Origin of the sequence: Microcystis sp. M20BS1 (assembly GCF_020245305.1) — a bacterium.
GTDB lineage: Bacteria > Cyanobacteriota > Cyanobacteriia > Cyanobacteriales > Microcystaceae > Microcystis > Microcystis ichthyoblabe_A.
Genome location: NZ_JADBUZ010000176.1, coordinates 1 through 17,036, shown reverse-complemented (window position 1 = coordinate 17,036; position 17,036 = coordinate 1). Strand labels below are relative to the sequence as shown.

The 17,036-nt window shown below is 44.5% G+C and carries 14 protein-coding genes and 1 pseudogene; 7 read left to right on the top strand and 8 right to left on the bottom strand.

Going from position 1 to position 17,036, the window contains the following annotated elements:
- Positions 1–141 precede the first annotated feature (141 nt).
- Both IM507_RS17230 and IM507_RS17225 read left to right on the top strand, forming a co-directional pair.
- Positions 142–339 (top strand): annotated as a pseudogene (locus IM507_RS17230) (gamma-glutamyltransferase); the annotation flags it as partial.
- Between the two features lie 68 nt (positions 340–407).
- Positions 408–1,943, top strand: coding sequence for a TolC family protein (locus tag IM507_RS17225; protein ID WP_123230991.1), 1,536 nt, complete (start codon positions 408–410; stop codon positions 1,941–1,943).
- Between the two features lie 80 nt (positions 1,944–2,023).
- On the opposite strand, the gene thiO is transcribed toward IM507_RS17225, so the two are convergent.
- The gene (gene thiO, locus IM507_RS17220) at positions 2,024–4,000 is read right to left on the bottom strand and encodes a glycine oxidase ThiO (protein ID WP_287637396.1); all 1,977 of its coding nucleotides are present in this window, start codon (positions 3,998–4,000) and stop codon (positions 2,024–2,026) included.
- 148 nt (positions 4,001–4,148) lie between these two features.
- Between thiO and IM507_RS17215 the strand changes: the two genes are divergently transcribed.
- On the top strand, positions 4,149–4,775 hold the full coding sequence (locus tag IM507_RS17215; protein ID WP_002737508.1) for a DUF2301 domain-containing membrane protein: 627 nt from the start codon (positions 4,149–4,151) through the stop codon (positions 4,773–4,775).
- 277 nt (positions 4,776–5,052) lie between these two features.
- Here the strand turns inward: IM507_RS17215 and IM507_RS17210 are convergent, their stop codons facing one another.
- The 4 genes from IM507_RS17210 to IM507_RS17195 form a co-directional block, all read right to left on the bottom strand.
- Positions 5,053–6,051: an ABC transporter ATP-binding protein gene (locus IM507_RS17210; RefSeq protein ID WP_287637395.1), complete on the bottom strand. Its 999-nt coding sequence runs from the start codon at positions 6,049–6,051 to the stop codon at positions 5,053–5,055.
- Between the two features lie 259 nt (positions 6,052–6,310).
- On the bottom strand, positions 6,311–8,317 hold the full coding sequence (locus IM507_RS17205; protein WP_287637394.1) for an ABC transporter ATP-binding/substrate-binding protein: 2,007 nt from the start codon (positions 8,315–8,317) through the stop codon (positions 6,311–6,313).
- 147 nt (positions 8,318–8,464) lie between these two features.
- Positions 8,465–9,292 carry a nitrate ABC transporter permease gene (gene ntrB, locus IM507_RS17200; protein ID WP_002735144.1) on the bottom strand — a complete coding sequence of 276 codons (828 nt, stop codon included), beginning with the start codon at positions 9,290–9,292 and terminating at the stop codon, positions 8,465–8,467.
- Positions 9,293–9,436: 144 nt separating this feature from the next.
- Positions 9,437–10,759, bottom strand: a complete 1,323-nt coding sequence (locus tag IM507_RS17195; RefSeq protein ID WP_002755627.1) for a CmpA/NrtA family ABC transporter substrate-binding protein — start codon at positions 10,757–10,759, stop codon at positions 9,437–9,439.
- Between the two features lie 809 nt (positions 10,760–11,568).
- On the opposite strand from IM507_RS17195, the gene IM507_RS17190 reads away from it, so the two are divergent.
- From IM507_RS17190 to IM507_RS17175, 4 genes are all read left to right on the top strand, one after another.
- Positions 11,569–11,703, top strand: a complete 135-nt coding sequence (locus IM507_RS17190) for a hypothetical protein (protein ID WP_259679076.1) — start codon at positions 11,569–11,571, stop codon at positions 11,701–11,703.
- A gap of 85 nt (positions 11,704–11,788) precedes the next feature.
- On the top strand, positions 11,789–13,531 hold the full coding sequence (locus IM507_RS17185) for an ABC transporter ATP-binding protein (RefSeq protein ID WP_123230989.1): 1,743 nt from the start codon (positions 11,789–11,791) through the stop codon (positions 13,529–13,531).
- A gap of 76 nt (positions 13,532–13,607) precedes the next feature.
- The gene (locus IM507_RS17180) at positions 13,608–15,269 is read left to right on the top strand and encodes a purple acid phosphatase family protein (RefSeq protein WP_042790662.1); all 1,662 of its coding nucleotides are present in this window, start codon (positions 13,608–13,610) and stop codon (positions 15,267–15,269) included.
- Positions 15,270–15,370: 101 nt separating this feature from the next.
- The gene (locus tag IM507_RS17175) at positions 15,371–15,658 is read left to right on the top strand and encodes a flagellar assembly protein FliH (protein ID WP_069474573.1); all 288 of its coding nucleotides are present in this window, start codon (positions 15,371–15,373) and stop codon (positions 15,656–15,658) included.
- A 148-nt stretch (positions 15,659–15,806) separates the two neighbouring features.
- On the opposite strand, the gene IM507_RS17170 is transcribed toward IM507_RS17175, so the two are convergent.
- The 3 genes from IM507_RS17170 to IM507_RS17160 form a co-directional block, all read right to left on the bottom strand.
- Positions 15,807–16,118, bottom strand: coding sequence for an aspartyl protease (locus IM507_RS17170; RefSeq protein WP_016514852.1), 312 nt, complete (start codon positions 16,116–16,118; stop codon positions 15,807–15,809).
- Positions 16,115–16,390, bottom strand: coding sequence for a hypothetical protein (locus tag IM507_RS17165; protein ID WP_002755638.1), 276 nt, complete (start codon positions 16,388–16,390; stop codon positions 16,115–16,117). Before IM507_RS17165 ends, IM507_RS17170 begins: the two co-directional genes overlap by 4 nt.
- Before the next feature lie 210 nt (positions 16,391–16,600).
- On the bottom strand, positions 16,601–16,960 hold the full coding sequence (locus IM507_RS17160) for a hypothetical protein (protein WP_287637393.1): 360 nt from the start codon (positions 16,958–16,960) through the stop codon (positions 16,601–16,603).
- Between the last annotated feature and the right edge of the window lie 76 nt (positions 16,961–17,036).

Genomic DNA, 17,036 nt, shown 5'->3' with positions numbered 1-17,036 from the left:
ATAATACAGTGAGTTCTTTTCTTCTTCCGTGAATTCTAGGTTAATCATGTTTTTAATGAGTGCTTTGCTTCTAATTATGACTCTTGAACTATATTATTGTCTTTGAGTAAAAAATGCAAGTTATAACCGTGCAAAGTATAGTTAGGAGTTGAACCTTTGGAAGATCGGGAAAATCTGCTCGAAAATCTGGTTTTACCCGCAAATACTCAAGTATCCCGGTGGCAAGAACAAAATATGTTTTTTGGGGGTGTGCATGGTGTGGCAGTGAATGATCGAAGGGAGTTAACTGCTACGGGCGATCCGCGTCGGGATGGAGTAGGATTATTGATTAGTAATTAGTAATCGGCCAACATAGTGGTGTGAGCTTGTTTACTTATTATCGTTTACTGTTTACTTTCGAGATACTCATGTTGCTCTTGCGTTATGGTATTACCGTGAGTGCGGTGCTTGGGTTGATTTTCTTGGCTGAATCCTCGGTTAAGGCACAAACTCAGTCCGCTGCCAATTTATTGAAGAAACCCCGACCTACTGCCAATCCAGTGTCTCAATTACCTGGTCCCTCGGCGGCACCGGCAACCACGGAAGCGGATCCCAAGGCCCCTAATTATCTTAATCCTAGTGGCAATCCCCTGATTTTTCCCACCAAACCGGATGAGGTGAATATTAGGGTAGTACAACCGATCACCTTAAATCAAGCGATCGAATTAGCTTTAAAAAATAATCAGACCTTACAGACATCGCGGATTAATTTGGAAATCGCTCGCGCCCAATTAAAGGAACAACAGGCGGCCTTATTACCCACGGCCCAAGCGGAAACCAGTCTCACTCAAGATCAATCGGCAGTTGCCCAAAGACAGAATGAGTTGGCTCGTCAACAGGGCATCCCAGCCACTACACCCGAAGATAGTACCAACTTTCAGGGTAGTGTTCGGATTGTCTATGGGGTTTATACAGGGGGTGAACGGACAGCCCAGATCAAAAGGGCCGAAAAAGTCATCCGGCAACAGGAATTAGAGGTGGAACGAGTCTCGGAACAAACTCGTTTTGATGCCACCGATGCCTATTATGAATTACAGAGGGGTGATGCCCAAGTTGCGATCGCCCAAGCTGCGATCGAAGATGCTAGTCAAAGTTTACGCGATGCTCAATTATTGGAGCAAGCGGGACTAGGAACCCGATTTGCTGTCCTACAGGCGGAAGTTGACCTCGCTAACGCTAACCAAGACTTAACCCGGGCGATTTCTACCCAACGCATCGCTAGACGACGACTGGCACAGATATTGAGTGTCGGTCAGCAGATCGAGTTAACCGCTGCCGATGAGATTCGCGAGGCGGGAACTTGGGGCTTAAGTCTTAATGATAGTATCGTTTTGGCCTATAAAAATCGCGCGGAATTAGAACAACAACTCTTACAGAGGGAAATTAGCGCAGAAGACCGCTCGATCGCTATTTCGGCGGTGATTCCCCAAGTGGACCTTCTGGGCGAGTATAATGTCCTTAACGATCTCAGTGATGAAGCTGGTTTTGGCGATGGTTTTAGCGTCGGCGGCCGGATTCGTTGGACTTTCTTTGATGGTGGTCGTGCTTTTGCTCGCGCTCGTCAAGCGGAAAGAAATATCGATCGCGCCGATACGGAATTCTCCCTCCGTCGCAATGAAATTCGCCTTCAGGTGGAGGAATCCTACTATAGTTTGATTTCTAACCAAGAAAACATCAAAACTTCGCAAAAAAGCATTGAATCCGCCACGGAAAGTCTGCGATTAGCCCGTTTACGCTTTCAGGCGGGTGTGGGAACCCAAACGGACGTTATCAACTCCCAACGGGATTTAACCGATGCCAGAAGCCGTTATCTACAGGCGATCGTCGATTACAATAAATCCTTGAATAGTCTCCAGCGATCGATTAGTAATTTACCGGACAATCGTTTGTTTGAAGTGCGTTAATTGTACGATCTATCGAGGTGTGGTGTGGGGAGAGATGGCCAAATCTCCCCTATTTTAACGGGTTTCAATAGATTTCTGGGTTAGGCGATCGTTCCCGTCAGGGGGGAACTAGGACTAGCATAGGACTTAATCGGCATTCTTCCCGCTAAATAGGCTAAACGTCCCGCTTTTGCCGCCATTGCCATGGCTTGGGCCATCATAGCTGGATTGGCCGCCATAGCGATCGCACTGTTAATTAATAAAGCATCGGCCCCCATTTCCATGGCCCGGGCCGCTTCTGAGGGTGTACCGATCCCGGCATCTACCACCACGGGAATTTGGGACGATTCGATGATAATCGCGATATTTGCCTCATTTTTCAGCCCCTGTCCCGATCCAATCGGCGATCCTAGGGGCATAACCGTGGCGCAGCCAGCTTCCTCTAAACGTTTGGCCAAGAGAGGATCGGCGTTAATATAGGGCAGTACGGCAAAACCTTCTTTAACTAATTGTTCGGCCGCTTGCAAAGTTCCGATCGGATCGGGTAATAAATATTTAGGATCGGGAATAACTTCGAGTTTAATAAAGTTATTGTCTTCCTGTCCCAATAATTTGGCCATTTCTCGCCCTAAACGGGCCACCCGAATCGCTTCTTCGGCCGTTTGACAACCGGCAGTGTTGGGTAACATCCAAATTTTAGACCAATCGATCGCCTCTGCTAATCCCTCATGACCGGGTGCGTTCGTTTGTACTCGTCTAACGGCAACGGTGACGATCTGACATTCACTGGCACTAATACTTTCCTGCATAGTTGTCAGATTGGCATATTTGCCAGTCCCAGTCATCAAGCGGGAGTGAAAGGTTTTCCCAGCAATAGTGAGGCGATCATTTTGGGGCGATAAAAGCGCTTGGGGTTTATTCTCAATAATAGTTAAGGACATAGGTGGAATAGTAACGGGTGATGGTTGATTAAAGCGATCGCAGCTAAAATGGGTCAAAATGGGATTAACTTTGTCATTAATCACCAGGTCAGCGATTAAGGAAGCAGTGACAGGAGCTAGTAAAATGCCATTGCGATAGTGACCGGTGGCTAAAATCAGGTTATCACAGCTACTGCGGCCTAAAATGGGTAATTCATCCGCTGTACCCGGACGGAATCCCCACCACATTTCCTCGATTTCCCAGTCAGCTAAAGGGGGATAGAGACGGGTGGCCCGCTCAAAAAGGGTTTGTAGTCCTTGGGGTGTATTGCCAGTTTGCCAGGCGACTTTTTCGGAAGTGGCCCCGATAATTAAACGACCATTGCGACGGGGAACTAGATAGGTTTGCGGACCGAATAAAACCCTAGCTAAGGTCTGGTTAGGGGGCATTTTTACTGCGGCCATTTGACCTTTGACGGGATGGATAGGGAGGGGTAAAAGTTGACTCGTCCAGGATCCCGCCGCTAAAATGTAAATTTTTGCTTCTAATTCCCCAATTGAGGTATAAATACTCTTGACTTTTCCCTGCTTTTGCTGTAATGCGTGGACTTCTACCCCTTGGCGAATTTCTACCCCTAAATTTTCGGCCGCTTGTTGCAGGGCAGTCACTAGCTGCCGGTTATCCACTTGTCCATCGTCGGGATACCACCAACCACCGACCACATCTTTACCTAGGCCGGGTTGGTAGAGGTGAACTGCATTGCTGTCTAACCAAATTTTATTAACTTCCTCGGTAGTAACGGGCTGCTCTAGCTCGTAAATGGGAGCAAGAATACCACAGGGATAGTAGCCGCTGTTTATTCCCGTTAAATCCTCGATTTTGCGGCTCCACTCTGGATATAGCCATCGTGATCGCAGACAAAGATCGAGAAACGGGCCCGGGGGAATGCCTTCTGCATGGGGGGCCAACATTCCCGCAGCCGCACGACTAGCGGCCTGAGCTATATCTCGAACTAGGAGGGTAACTTTTGCCCCGCGCAATTGCAAATCGACGGCGATCGCTAATCCGATGATACCACCGCCCACGATCAAAATTTCGCTAGTTGAGTTCTTGACCCTCCCATGGCTAAAAGCGAGGGATTCTTGGTTCAACGACATGGCTTAAAAATCTAAAGGAAATGTAACCTTGATCCTAACTCGCAATTAGTCAGCCGAGAGGAGGGAGAAGTGAGGCTACTGGCATAATTTAAGCTTAAGATAATTTGTAGTCGATCTTTTCTAAGCTTCCCTTTTTCTTTAGAGCATTATGACTTCCCCTGCTGTCGATCGAGTTTATCAAGGTCAATTCGGAGAGTTTACGATTACGGATAGTGATCGCCTAGGGGTGCGTCTCTACCGTCTGGGTTTAAATTTAGCGGCTTTTAGTTTCGCTGTCGCTACAATTATAGTTCTCACCCGACCGCAATTACTGCCCCTGACTAACCTTTTATACATGGGTTTTTGTCTGGGGTTAGGCATCAGTTTATTGACTATCCATATATATTTAATTCCCCTCCATCGTCTCCTGCAATTTTTTTGGCTAATCGGGGCGATTACTTCCCTAATTTTCAGCCTCTATTCTCACCTTTCTCCCCTAGAATTTGTCTATAACCATCCGGTGAGTTTATTGGGTGTCGGCTTTATTTTTGCTAGTCTCACGGGGATTTATTTCAAAGAAGCTTTTTGTTTTAATCGTCTAGAAACCAAGTTTTTAACCCCTCTAGTTCCCACCCTTTTACTCGGTCATCTTTTGGGGATATTGCCCTTAAATTGGGAAAAGGGGCTATTAATTCTCTGGGCGACTTTATTTGTTATCTTTGCTCTGAGAAAATTAAGCCAACCTCTCCCCAACGATATCGGTGATAAATCGGTCTTTGAACATCTTAATCACTGATAAACTCTCCAGAGATTAAAATCTATTCTAAGATATAGTCTTGCGGGCAAGTGAGTGGAACGAACCACTCCAGACACAAAGGACACAAAGATCGATCACTACTATATAAGTTAAACTGATCGGGTTTCAGCTTTTTGTTCTTTGTCTCTTTCTGGTTTATTCTTGGTCAGTAATCAGTAAACAGTAATCAGTGAAAAGATAGTAAGAAACTTATATTTAATACTGTCACTTAAAACTCAAATCTGATAACTGATAACTGATAACTGATAACTGTTACCTATCTGGGGGCCTCGATGGTAGCCGGATTGGTAGTATTGGCAGTCTTGCTGGTGAACATTTGTATTAGACTAAAACCGACAAAAGCGAGTAAAGCTATGCCACCAATAGTAGTAACAATTTTACCCACGAGATTTTCTGTGCGGGGTTGTTCGGGGGCATCCTCGTTGGGATCCTCCGAATGGGCAAAACGATTGTAGAGGAAATCGAGAGCTTCATTGCGGAGTTCGTAGTAACGGGGATCCTCGGTAATTTGGGAACGAACCCGGGGACGAGCAAAAGGCATCTTTAACACCTCCCCAATTTTAGCGCTCGGGCCGTTGGTCATCATCACCAAGCGATCGCACAAGAACAAAGCCTCATCGATATCGTGGGTAATCATCAACACGGTTAACTGGTGTTCTTGCCAGATTTTCAGCAATTCTTCCTGTAATTCCTCTTTAGTAATCGCATCTAGGGCCCCAAAAGGTTCATCGAGGATGAGGACTTGGGGACGAATGGCCAGGGCGCGGGCGATCGCAACCCGTTGTTTCATGCCTCCCGATAATTGGGGGGGTTTTTTCTGGGCTGCTTCTGTCAATCCCACTAGGGATAGATTTTCTTCCACGATCCTCACCTTCTCAGCGTGAGATTTTTGGGGATAAACCGAACTAACCCCGATATAAACGTTCTCAAAGGCAGTTTTCCAAGGCAAAAGCGAATAATTTTGGAATACCATCATCCGGTCCGGTCCTGGTTCCTTAACCTCTTTATCCTGTAGCAGCACTTGCCCACGACTAGGAGAAGAAAACCCCGCCACCATATTCAAAAGAGTCGATTTACCGCAGCCGGAGTGACCGATAATGCAGACAAATTCCCCCTCATTGACTTGCAGCTCCACACCGTCTAAAACGGTGTAAACCCCTTCGGGAGAGGGGTATTCTTTGGCAACATTACTAACTAATAAAAAAGGCTGGGTGGTGGTGCTGGAATTCACGGTCTTATCGGTAAAAGTTTGCATATTCGTCCTAGATTTATTTTAAGGTGGGCAAAGCCCACCACAACTATTAATTCGGGTCTGCTGAAAAAGTTTTTCGTGGGGTGTGGGGTGTGGGGTGTGGGGTGTAGGGTTTTAGCGATTTTCATCTGGTCAATTACCTAATTTTCAGGGAAAAAGTCCCGGAATTTTCCCCCCGATCACTCCCAGATATGGTACTTTCTGATTGCCAAAAAGTCTAAAAGTTTTACCCAACAAGGTTTTTAGATTTATTCAGCCAACCTTAATTAGCGACGGGATCATCGAGGAGAACTTCTGAGACGCGATAATCGCGACGGATCGAGAAACGTTCCAGATAGCCGATCGGATCGTCGGGACTGAAAATAAGATGATCAAAGAGGGCAAAACTGTGGCGATCGGGTTCCAAATCGGGAAGGCCCAGGGACCGGCAAGCTTCACCAAACAGATCAGGACGACGGACGCGTTCAATCACTTCCACCCAGTTGCGGGGGAACGGTGCGTAACCCCAACGAGCAAGCTGAGTTAGGGTCCATAGGGCCTCACTGCGGCCTGGACAGTTAGCTTGATCGACGTAAAACTGATTAAATCGGAATAGGGGTTCGGGGGCAGTTCCTAAACCGCGATCGTAACCATCGAGGAAACCGGGGCGGATAATTGCCCTATCCACACCCACATACTGGGGCTGACTGAGAATATTAACGATATGTTCTCGATTACGCTGATCATCGCAGTATTCACAGGCTTTAATTAAAGCTTTCACCATGGCGATATGGGTTTCGGGATGTTTCGCTGCCCAAGTTTCCTTGACTCCGAGGACTTTTTCCTGGTGTCCGGGCCAAATATCGAGATCGGTGGCGATAACGTAGCCTAATTTTTCGTGAACGGCGTAGGAGTTCCAGGGTTCCCCCACACAATAACCGTCGATCTTACCCGCTTTTAGTAGGGAAACCATTTGAGGCGGCGGAATTACGGCTAAATTGACATCACTATCGGGATCGATGCCGCCACTAGCTAACCAGTAGCGTAACAGTAGATTGTGCATGGAAGCGGGGTGAACCATGCCGAAAGTGGCGATTTTATCGGGACTTTGCTGGAGGGCCTCCTTTAAGTCCTCGAGTTTTTCTACCCCCAATTCCCTGTATTTATTGCTGAGGGTGATGGCGTTACCGTTGCGACTGAGTACCAAAGCACTAATCACGGGGACAGAGGGCTTATTTCCAGCCCCAATGGTCATGCTCAGGGGCATTCCCGCCACCATCTGGGCCGCATCGAGACGACCGGTGGCCACTCCTTGGGCGAGTGCTTTCCAGTTGGGTTCCCGTTGCAGGACAACATCCTCTAATCCTTCCTCGGCGAAGAAACCTTTCTCTTTGGCGATAATAATCGGAGCGCAATCGGTGAGGGGGATAAAACCGATGGTGGGATTGGTTTTCAATCTGGTAGCTTGGCCGATCACTGTTACTGGTTCGGTGGGTTGACCGACTTTCTTCGATCGCTTCTGTTGGTTGAGGAAATAAACGATCTCGTTACGGAGGGCGTAGTAACTAGGGTGATTAACTACTTCCAAACGATGCCGGGGCCGGGGAATGGGAACATCGAGAATCTGACCGATATGGGCCTCTGGACCGGTGGTTAACATCACCACTCGATCGGATAGTAATAGGGCTTCATCCACATCGTGCGTGACCATGATACAGGTAACGTGGCTTTCCTCGACGATTTCCATCAAACGTTCCTGTAAATTGCCTCTGGTTAACGCATCCAGCGCCCCAAAGGGTTCATCAAGTAGCAGGACTTTTGGCCGTAGGGCTAAAGCGCGGGCGATCGCTACCCGTTGTTTCATGCCTCCCGATAATTCTCCCGGTCGTTTGTTGGCGGCATGGCGCAGGTGTACCATATCGATACTATGTTCGATGACACTTTTGCGTTCAGCAGCCGGTAGATGACGCAGCACGCGGTTAACTCCTAGGGCGATATTTTCCCGGACGGTTAACCAGGGCAGCAGAGAATAATTCTGGAAGACCACCATGCGATCGGGACCGGGACCTTTAATTTCTCTTCCCTCTAAAATCACCCCTCCCACTGTCGGGCGATCAAGTCCAGCGACCATATTTAAGAGGGTGGATTTCCCGCAACCGGAATGACCGATTAAAGAGATAAATTCCCCTTGAGTAACGCTGAGATCGATATTTTTTAGGGCGATATATTGACGGCCATCGGGGAGAGGGAAAACCTTATCAATGTGATCGACTTCAATAAATGCAGACATTTTCAGTTATCAGTTATCAGTTATCAGTTATCAGTTGTCAGTTATCAGTTGTCAGTTATCAGATGTGAGTTTTTAGTTTACTGTTTACTGTTTACTTAAAAAGCTCCCCACACCCTGCCCCCACCGAAAAACTTTTTGCCGCAAACCCTATTTATTTTCTTCGGGTACAACTAATTTAGCGATGTAGGCCATGAGGCGATCGAGTAGGAAACCAACAATACCCACATAAATCAGGGCGAGGATAATTTCACTGATCATGGAACTATTCCAAGCATCCCAGATAAAGAAGCCAATTCCCACGCCACCGATCAGCATTTCTGCCGCTACAATCGCCAACCAAGATAAACCGATACCGATTCTTAATCCCGTGAAAACGTAGGGAACGGTGGCGGGAAAAAGAATATTGAAAAAATATTCAACTTTGGATAATTTTAGCACTCTAGAGACGTTTTTATAGTCTTGGGGAACCTGCTGTACTCCCACGGCTGTGTTAATAATAATTGGCCAAATTGCTGTAATAAAAATTACAAATATGGCACTAGGTTCGTTATTGCGAAAAGCCGCTAGGGAGATGGGTAGCCAAGCTAGGGGGGGAACGGTACGCAGGATTTGGAAAATCGGATCGATCGCATCATAAATTAGGGCGCTGCTACCGATTAAAATACCCGCAGCGATGCCAACAATAGCGGCAAGGGTAAAACCGACGGCCACCCGTTGTAAACTGGCGAAAATTTGCCAGAATAACCCCACATCCGTGCCACCATTATTAAAAAAGGGATTAATAATTAATTCCCAGGTATCGCTAACCACTTTAGTGGGACTAGGGAGGGGAGCATCGGGACTAAAACAGAGTATTTGCCAGATGAGAAGGAAAATTAATAAAGCAATCGCCGAAGTTGCTAGTTTGGGTAATTTTTTTTTGAGGTCTTTTACCCATTTCGGACCTTGAGAACGACGAGAAATAGAAACAGCCATAATCAGTTATCAGTTATCAGTTATCAGTTATCAGTGGTTCAGTTATCAGTGATCAGCATCAGTGATCAGTTATCAGTTATTAATTACCAGTTATGAGCAAATCATCTTTAACTGTTGACTGGTTACTGATCACTGCTCACTGATTTAAACCTTTTTAATCTTGAGAGATTTCAGGTAAGCGGTGGGATTTTCGGGGTCAAAAGTAACGCCATCAAAGAAAGTTTCCACACCGCGGGAGGTAGAGGTGGGAATTTGATCGGCCGGAACATTGAGGGCTGTGGCGGCTTCTCTCCAGATATCTTCCCGGTTAACTTTATCAACTAAAGCTTTGATGTCTGTATCGGCGGGAATATAGCCCCAACGGATGTCTTCAGTCACAAACCAAGTATCATGACTCTTGTAGGGATAGGAAGCGTTATCAGCCCAGAATTTCATGGCTACGGGGCTATTTTCGATTTTGCGACCATCACCGAAATCGATATTACCTTGCATTCTTCCCAAGATATCGGCGGGGTCAATTTTCAGCCATTCCCGTCCTGAAATAATCTCGCACATTTCCTTAACATTAGCGGGATCGTTGCACCATTGCTGCGCTTCTAGAACAGCCATAGTTAAAGCTTTTGCCGCTTTGGGATTTTTATCCACCCAATCGGCGCGTAAAGCGAAGGCTTTTTCAGGGTGATCCTTCCACAGTTCCCCAGTAATCAGGGCCGAATAACCGAGTTTTTTGTTAACTAATTGGGCGTTCCAAGGTTCCCCCACACAGAAAGCTTGCATCGTGCCGACTTTCATGTTAGCCACCATTTGTGCCGGAGGAACAACAATTAGGGATAGATCTTTATTCGGATCGATGCCGCCGGCGGCTAACCAATAGCGCATCCAGAGATCGTGAGTACCACCGGGGAAAGTGACGGCGGCTTTAACTTCTTTGCCGGCAGATTTAGCTTTAGCGAAGGATTCTTTCAGTACACCGCTATCGAGGGCAACCTTTAGATCCATGTATTCGTTAGCCACAGAAATCGCTTGACCGTTGGTATTCAAACGCGCCAGAATATACATCGGTACTGGCTGTTTGGTGATTTTGCCCAAGGTCATTAGGTAGGGCATGGGGGATAAAATATGCGCCCCATCGATACCGTTACCCGCCGAACCTAATTCGAGGTTATCCCGGGTTGCAGCCCAAGAGGCTTGTTTCATCACTTGCACATCGGGCATCCCGTGTTTAGCGAATAAACCTTTTTCCTTGGCGATAATTAAGGGGGCAGCGTCGGTGAGGGCAATAAAACCTAGTTTAGCGGTGGTGACTTCGGGAGTTTCTCCACCGGCAGCGGGGGAAGCGGCAGGACTGCCGGCTGGGGAGGGACTGGTCGCGGTATTATTGGGAGTGGCGCAACCGTGGAGAATTGCTGTTCCTACGGCAGTTGCCCCGGCAGTGAAGATAAATCTACGTCTAGAAAGTTTACTCATGGACTAAAAAATCGTGATTAGAAACTAAACAAAGGTGATGAAACGGTGAAAAATTCTCATTATTTCCCCTAACTGACTGCGGTGATAACCGAGAAAATTTCTTGAAAGTAACTGTTGATTCAGTAAGGAGGCTTTGACTATTTTTATCTCTCGATCGCTTTTGCTTCTCCATCTGGGGAGATTTAGCAGTAGTTTTTGTCTAAGAGATTTTTTCTAGAAGCATAACAGTTTTGAGGAGTCGATAGATAGATAGGGGCGGTTTTTGGTCATCTGGGCTAGAAAGATCAGTTTATTTCAGGGTTATCACCGAAGCAATTAACTTAAATTTACAGTCTTCAACAGGAAAATTCGTATAGATTGTTACAAAATATTGCCAGTCATGTAATAAAAGCATAAAAATTTGTCTGAAACGCATGGTAGGGCGATGGGGATTTTTAGCTATCTTGACTCAGTTATCGGATTTGAGTTTGCGGTTCAATGATTACTGGTTGGGTGTATCTCACATTTGTGAATCTCTCCCAGTTATGGTGAGCAGCAGAAGTTATTAAAAGAGGGTGAAGGCAATTCGCCCCTACAATAATATTATTGCGCCAATGGTAGAGGCCCATCGTGGTCAGTGAGTTTATCGAACTGCGTGCGCCCAAAATGTAATAAGCTGCCCGCGTATTTAAATTGCTTGTTGAGATGAGGCACTCTTGCACTCTGGCAACAGTAAAGGGATTGAGGGAGATTCGGCTAATCTAAGAATAAGCGGTTTAAATACGTCTTAGCTGATTGAATTTTGGCAGCATCAAACAGAGGTAACTTAAATGTCCGAAAAACAAGAACGACGGGTTCAGAAAAACGACGGCTATCAAGCTAAAATTGATAAACCCCCTGGTAAACCGCCCACGGGTGGTTCTAATGTTAAACCGCCACCAAATCAGGACAAGGAGAAAAAATAAAATCTTGGGGGGCTATTCCCACTTTTACCTGTTCCCTGTTCTAACTGCTCACTGATAACTGCTCACTGATAACTGATAACTGAATATGGCTTATTCTCGCATTAAAAAACTAGCAAATTATCTACGTCCCCATTGGCAAATAGTAACTTGGGGGGTATTTGCTTTGCTTGTTGTTAATCTTTTGGGTGTTTATATACCGCTTTTAATCCGGGATAGCATCGATGATTTGAGTACATCCTTTGACTTCCCAAAAATCATTTACTATGTGATTTTTATTGTCGCTTTAGCCTCGATTATGTGGTTTATCCGCATGATATCCAGAGTGCTATTATTCGGGATCGGTCGTCAGGTAGAGTTCGATCTTAAACAAAAAATCTTTCAGCATTTATTAACCCTTGAACCTGCCTATTTTTCGCGGCAAACTTCAGGAGATTTAATCAACCGTGCCACTAGCGATGTGGATAATATCCGTCGTCTGGTGGGTTTTGCTTTGCTCAGTTTGGCTAATACTTTTTTTGCCTATGGGTTAACTTTGCCCGTAATGTTAGCGATTCATATTCCCCTTTCAGTCGCCGCCATTTCTGTCTATCCTTTGATGTTAATTGCTGTGCAGTTATTTAGTGGTCGTCTGCAGCGGCAACAGAAAAAAGTACAAGAAAAACTCTCGCATCTGAGCGATTTAATTCAAGAGGATATGAGTGGTATTACTCTGATTAAAATCTATGCCCAAGAAGGTAACGAGCGCCTAGCATTTAAACAAAGAAATCGCAAATTATTACAGGCTAATTTAGATTTAGTCCAGACTCGTAATTTTCTTTTTCCCCTGATTGAAGCTTTATCCTATGTGAGTTTATTGGCGTTGCTTGCCCTCGGTACTAGACAAATTATATCGGATAATGTCACCATTGGGGACTTTATTGCTCTGTTAATTTTGGCGGAAAGATTAGTTTTTCCCACTGCTTTATTAGGTTTCACTATTACGGCCTACCAACAGGGAGAAGTGAGTATTGATCGCCTAGAAACTATCCTGTTAGCTGAGGCTAAAATTAAAGACAATGCCGATTGTATTCACCTAAAAAATATTCAAGGAAAAATTACCGCCAAAGCCTTGACTTTTTTCTATCCTGATGCTAAGGAACCAGCCTTAAAATCTCTTTCTTTTACCATTAATCCGGGGGAAATGGTAGCGGTAGTCGGTGCGATCAGGTCGGGAAAATCTACCCTTGCTAACGCTATTCCCCGTCTTTTGGATATTGCGGAAGGACAGTTATTTATTGATAATCAAGATGTCACTCAAATTGCTCTTGAAGATCTGCGAAAAGCGATCGCTTATGTTCCCCAAGAAAGTTTTTTATTTAGTACCACCATCGAAGATAATATCCGTTATGGCGATCCGCTGCTGAATTTTTCGGCAGTGAAATCGGCGGTCAAACAAGCGAGAATTGAGGAGGAAATCGAGAATTTCCCGCAAAAATACGGAACTTTAGTGGGAGAACGTGGGATTACTCTTTCCGGGGGTCAACGTCAACGGGTCTCTTTAGCGCGAGCTTTAGCCATCCAAGCACCGATTTTAATCCTTGATGATGCCCTATCTAGCGTCGATAATCAAACGGCCACGGCTATTTTGGAAAATCTCAGCCAAGAAAGCCAAAAAACCGTGATTTTTATCTCCCATCAATTATTGGCCGCTGCCACTGCTGATCGCATTTTTGTCATGGACCTCGGAGAAATTGTCCAGATAGGAACCCACGAGGAGTTAATCGCAGTCCCCGGAGTCTATCAAAATCTCTGGCAACAGCAGCAGTTAGAGTCTAAGGTTTTAGATTAGCCGATAAAATAGGGAATCTGCTAGTTATTACCGGTGAAGTTGTGGACTATCTCAATTATTCCTTAAGACTGTTTAAATGCAGCACAGCAGTTATCTTTTAGCGACAATGAACAAGGAGCAACTTTTAACCGAACCTTTTTTACAATTACCCACCGAAACATCAATACAAGTGATTTGGTTTACGGAATTTTTTGGCACTGGTCATCAGGTGCGCTACGGGGAAAAACTAGAGAAAATGGCCCCCGCTCGTACTAGCAAATTAACTAGAGTTAGAGAAGATGCTCAATCGAGAACCCTTGAAGCTTATCAATCTTTAACCGATCGAGAAATCTGGCGACATCAGGCCGAAATTACTGATTTAAATTCGGGGGAAAGGATTCCCTATCAAGTCACCAGTTTTCAGGAAAATAAAGCGATTAGAAGTGATATTTATACTCTTACCCCAAGACCAAAAAAAGGAACTAATCTCAAAATTCTGCTCACTTCCGATCATCAATTAATGCCTATGACTGCCGCTAATTTACAAAAAGTTATTGAAACTATTGGACAGGTGGATGCAGTTTTTTTAGCAGGAGATTTAGTTAATATACCCGATCGAGCTTCCGAATGGTTTGATGATAGTCGCGGTGGGGCATTCTTTCCCTGTTTACAAGGTCGTGCTAATTATCCTCTGACAAAGAATGGTATTCAGACTATTTATAAAGGGGGAGAAATTATTCAAAATGCTCCCTTATTTCCTGCTATTGGTAATCATGAAGTTATGGGCAGATTTTCTAATTCCACAGGTTTAAATGAACAGTTTAAAGATGCTATTCCTCAGTTTATTGCTAAACAACTAGCGGAGGATACAGCAGCAATTAGTGAAAACTGGCTAAAAAATAATGCTTTTAACACAGAAACCTACGAAGAAATTTTTTCTTTGCCTCAAAATAAATATTATTCTCTCACTTTTGGCGATATTCGTTTAGTGGTTTTATATGTTACTAATATCTGGAGAAATCCCAATTTAGAACCCAGTGCAAGGGGAAGATATTACGAAAATCAAAGAGATTTAGATAGTCCCAGTCGCTGGGGTTACGGTCAGCATATTTTTGAGACAATTGCTCAGGGTAGTCCTCAATATCAATGGTTAGAAAAAGAGTTAAATAGTCGAGAATTTGAAGAGGCTAAATATAAAGTAGTTATGTTTCATCATCCTCCCCATACCCTAGGAGGAAATATCGTGCCACCTTACACCGATCCCGTGCCGACAATTGAACGGGATGCCACGGGAAAAGTTAGATCAGTACGTTATGATTATCCCCAAGAAAATGATTATATTATTCGTGATCTCATTCCCTTATTAGAATCAGCCAAGGTTAATTTGGTTTTTTATGGTCATTCTCATTTATGGAATCGTTTTCTTAGTCCTAAGGGTATGAATTTTCTTGAATCTTCTAACGTTGGTAATAGTTATGGCGCTCATTTAGGTGATAAAAAACGTCCTGTACCTCTCGATAGAAATTATGCGGCCATCGGTAATCCCAATGGATTACCAGCAATTATCCCGAATATTGCTCCTCTAGTGGATTTGGTTAATCAACCTTTACCCTATATTGCCAGTAATGATCTGACGGTTTTTAGCATTTTAGATACAGAAAAAGGAACCGTGAGCAGTTATCGTTTTGATACCCGTTATCCTGACTCCGAGGTAATTAAATTTGATGAATTTGATCTTTTTAGCGTAGGTGAAATATAATAAAATCAAAGAGTGCCGGTTAAATAGATTCTCTTGGAGTTAATTCTATGACTACTGTTACCAGCAATGATATTCAATAATTGAAAGACTTACTCTCGACAATGCGAGAAGAAACCCGTGAGCAAATAAGTTCCTTGCGAGAAGACACCCGCGAGCAAATTGATACGCTAAAGGAAGATAATCGCCAACAACTAGAAACCCTGAGAGAAGAAAATAACAAGCAATTTATTAACCTACACAAAGAAATCACGGAAGTCAAAATTATCACAGCTAAAATTGAAGGAACAATTCAATTCCAAGCAGTATTAACCCAAAAAATTCCCGATTTAGTTGAGCGGTTGATAAGGTTTTTAATTGGGCGATCGCCTGCTCAAGTCGTTCAGTCATAGACAACATCTAGCGTATAGGGCTTAATATATTCTAGCTTTCACGTTGCTGCAGCGATGGCGTACTGCTACCCAGTGCCTTCAGCATCGCACTCTACTTCAACGCTTCGATCGTAACTAAACCACCCTCAACTGCCTGAATTCGCAAATCTTATCCTCGTAATAGCTGCATCCCAATCAACGGAACCGTCTCTGATTCGTTGATGTAAATCTCACGATATTGCCCGTCCCAGATCACAAGCCCGATGTAAACTTCAAACGTGCAGAAAGTCCCATCGCCTAACGTCGCAAGATCTCGACCCTCCCAAATAAACCCTAACCTAGCAATTATCTCAGACGGCAAGGTGAGAAAACCCGAAAATCCTGTATCAATTACAGCATCTACTATCTGCGTTGTTTCATGGTTTCTGACTGCGATCGCCAACGTCGCCTCACACCCTTGATTTACACGACCTTGCATCATGGCTTTGTTCTCAGGCTCCTTGCGCCAAAGTGATCGACGGCTGAATGCCCAATGCGAACAAACCATGTCTGAGTATCAGGCACTCGTGCAGAAAGTTGCTTCGCTGCGCTTATCAAATCATCCGCTACTTCAAAAGCCCCTGTTTCAATGTCAATTGCCACAATTCTCCCCTGATTACCCTCCTCGACTTGGGGACGTACCTGAGATTGATAAATCTCATTACCACGTCGAGCAAATTCTTCTTTACTGTAGCGGGGTTGTCTAACTGTCATTGAAGCGACCCTGTGGCGACTTTTGCCCCTCTATTTTAACGAAACATTGGGAATCTTCCCTAACATTCCTCAACTGGTCCCACCAGAGCGGCATCGTACTTAAACTCACAGCTTCAATCCATGGGCAGAGTACGTTCCCCAAAATCGATCGGTGGGGCAGTGGGAGCCAGATTAGGAAACGCACCCTACAAGATCGGCGATCGCACTTTTTTAGAATTCATAATTAAATGTCCTAATATCAGGTTCAAATGCTTCCTTTACAAGTTCTTTACTCTTCTCAGAATAGTAACTCTGATATGGTTTTGTATTTGATACATTTAGTTTTGGTAACGAGACGGAGATTCCAATGCGAGAGCATATTTCGTTGAAGTCATTATCTAGGCTTTCATATCTCCCAACAAAGTCAACAAGCAACTCATTGTTATCATATATAAAATCTTTTTGATATCTAACTTCATTTTCACATCGCCATTTTATATATTCTTCAAAGCTACCTAAATTTTTCGGCTTCTTCGTTACTTGGTATGGTTCGATAGGGGGGCATAAATCGACTAAATCCTTATCTGGCAAGAGACTTAATTGATGAGTTCGCTCTAGATAAAAAACAATTGATAAAAGTTGGGGTAATGTCTGTTTCTATAAGGGT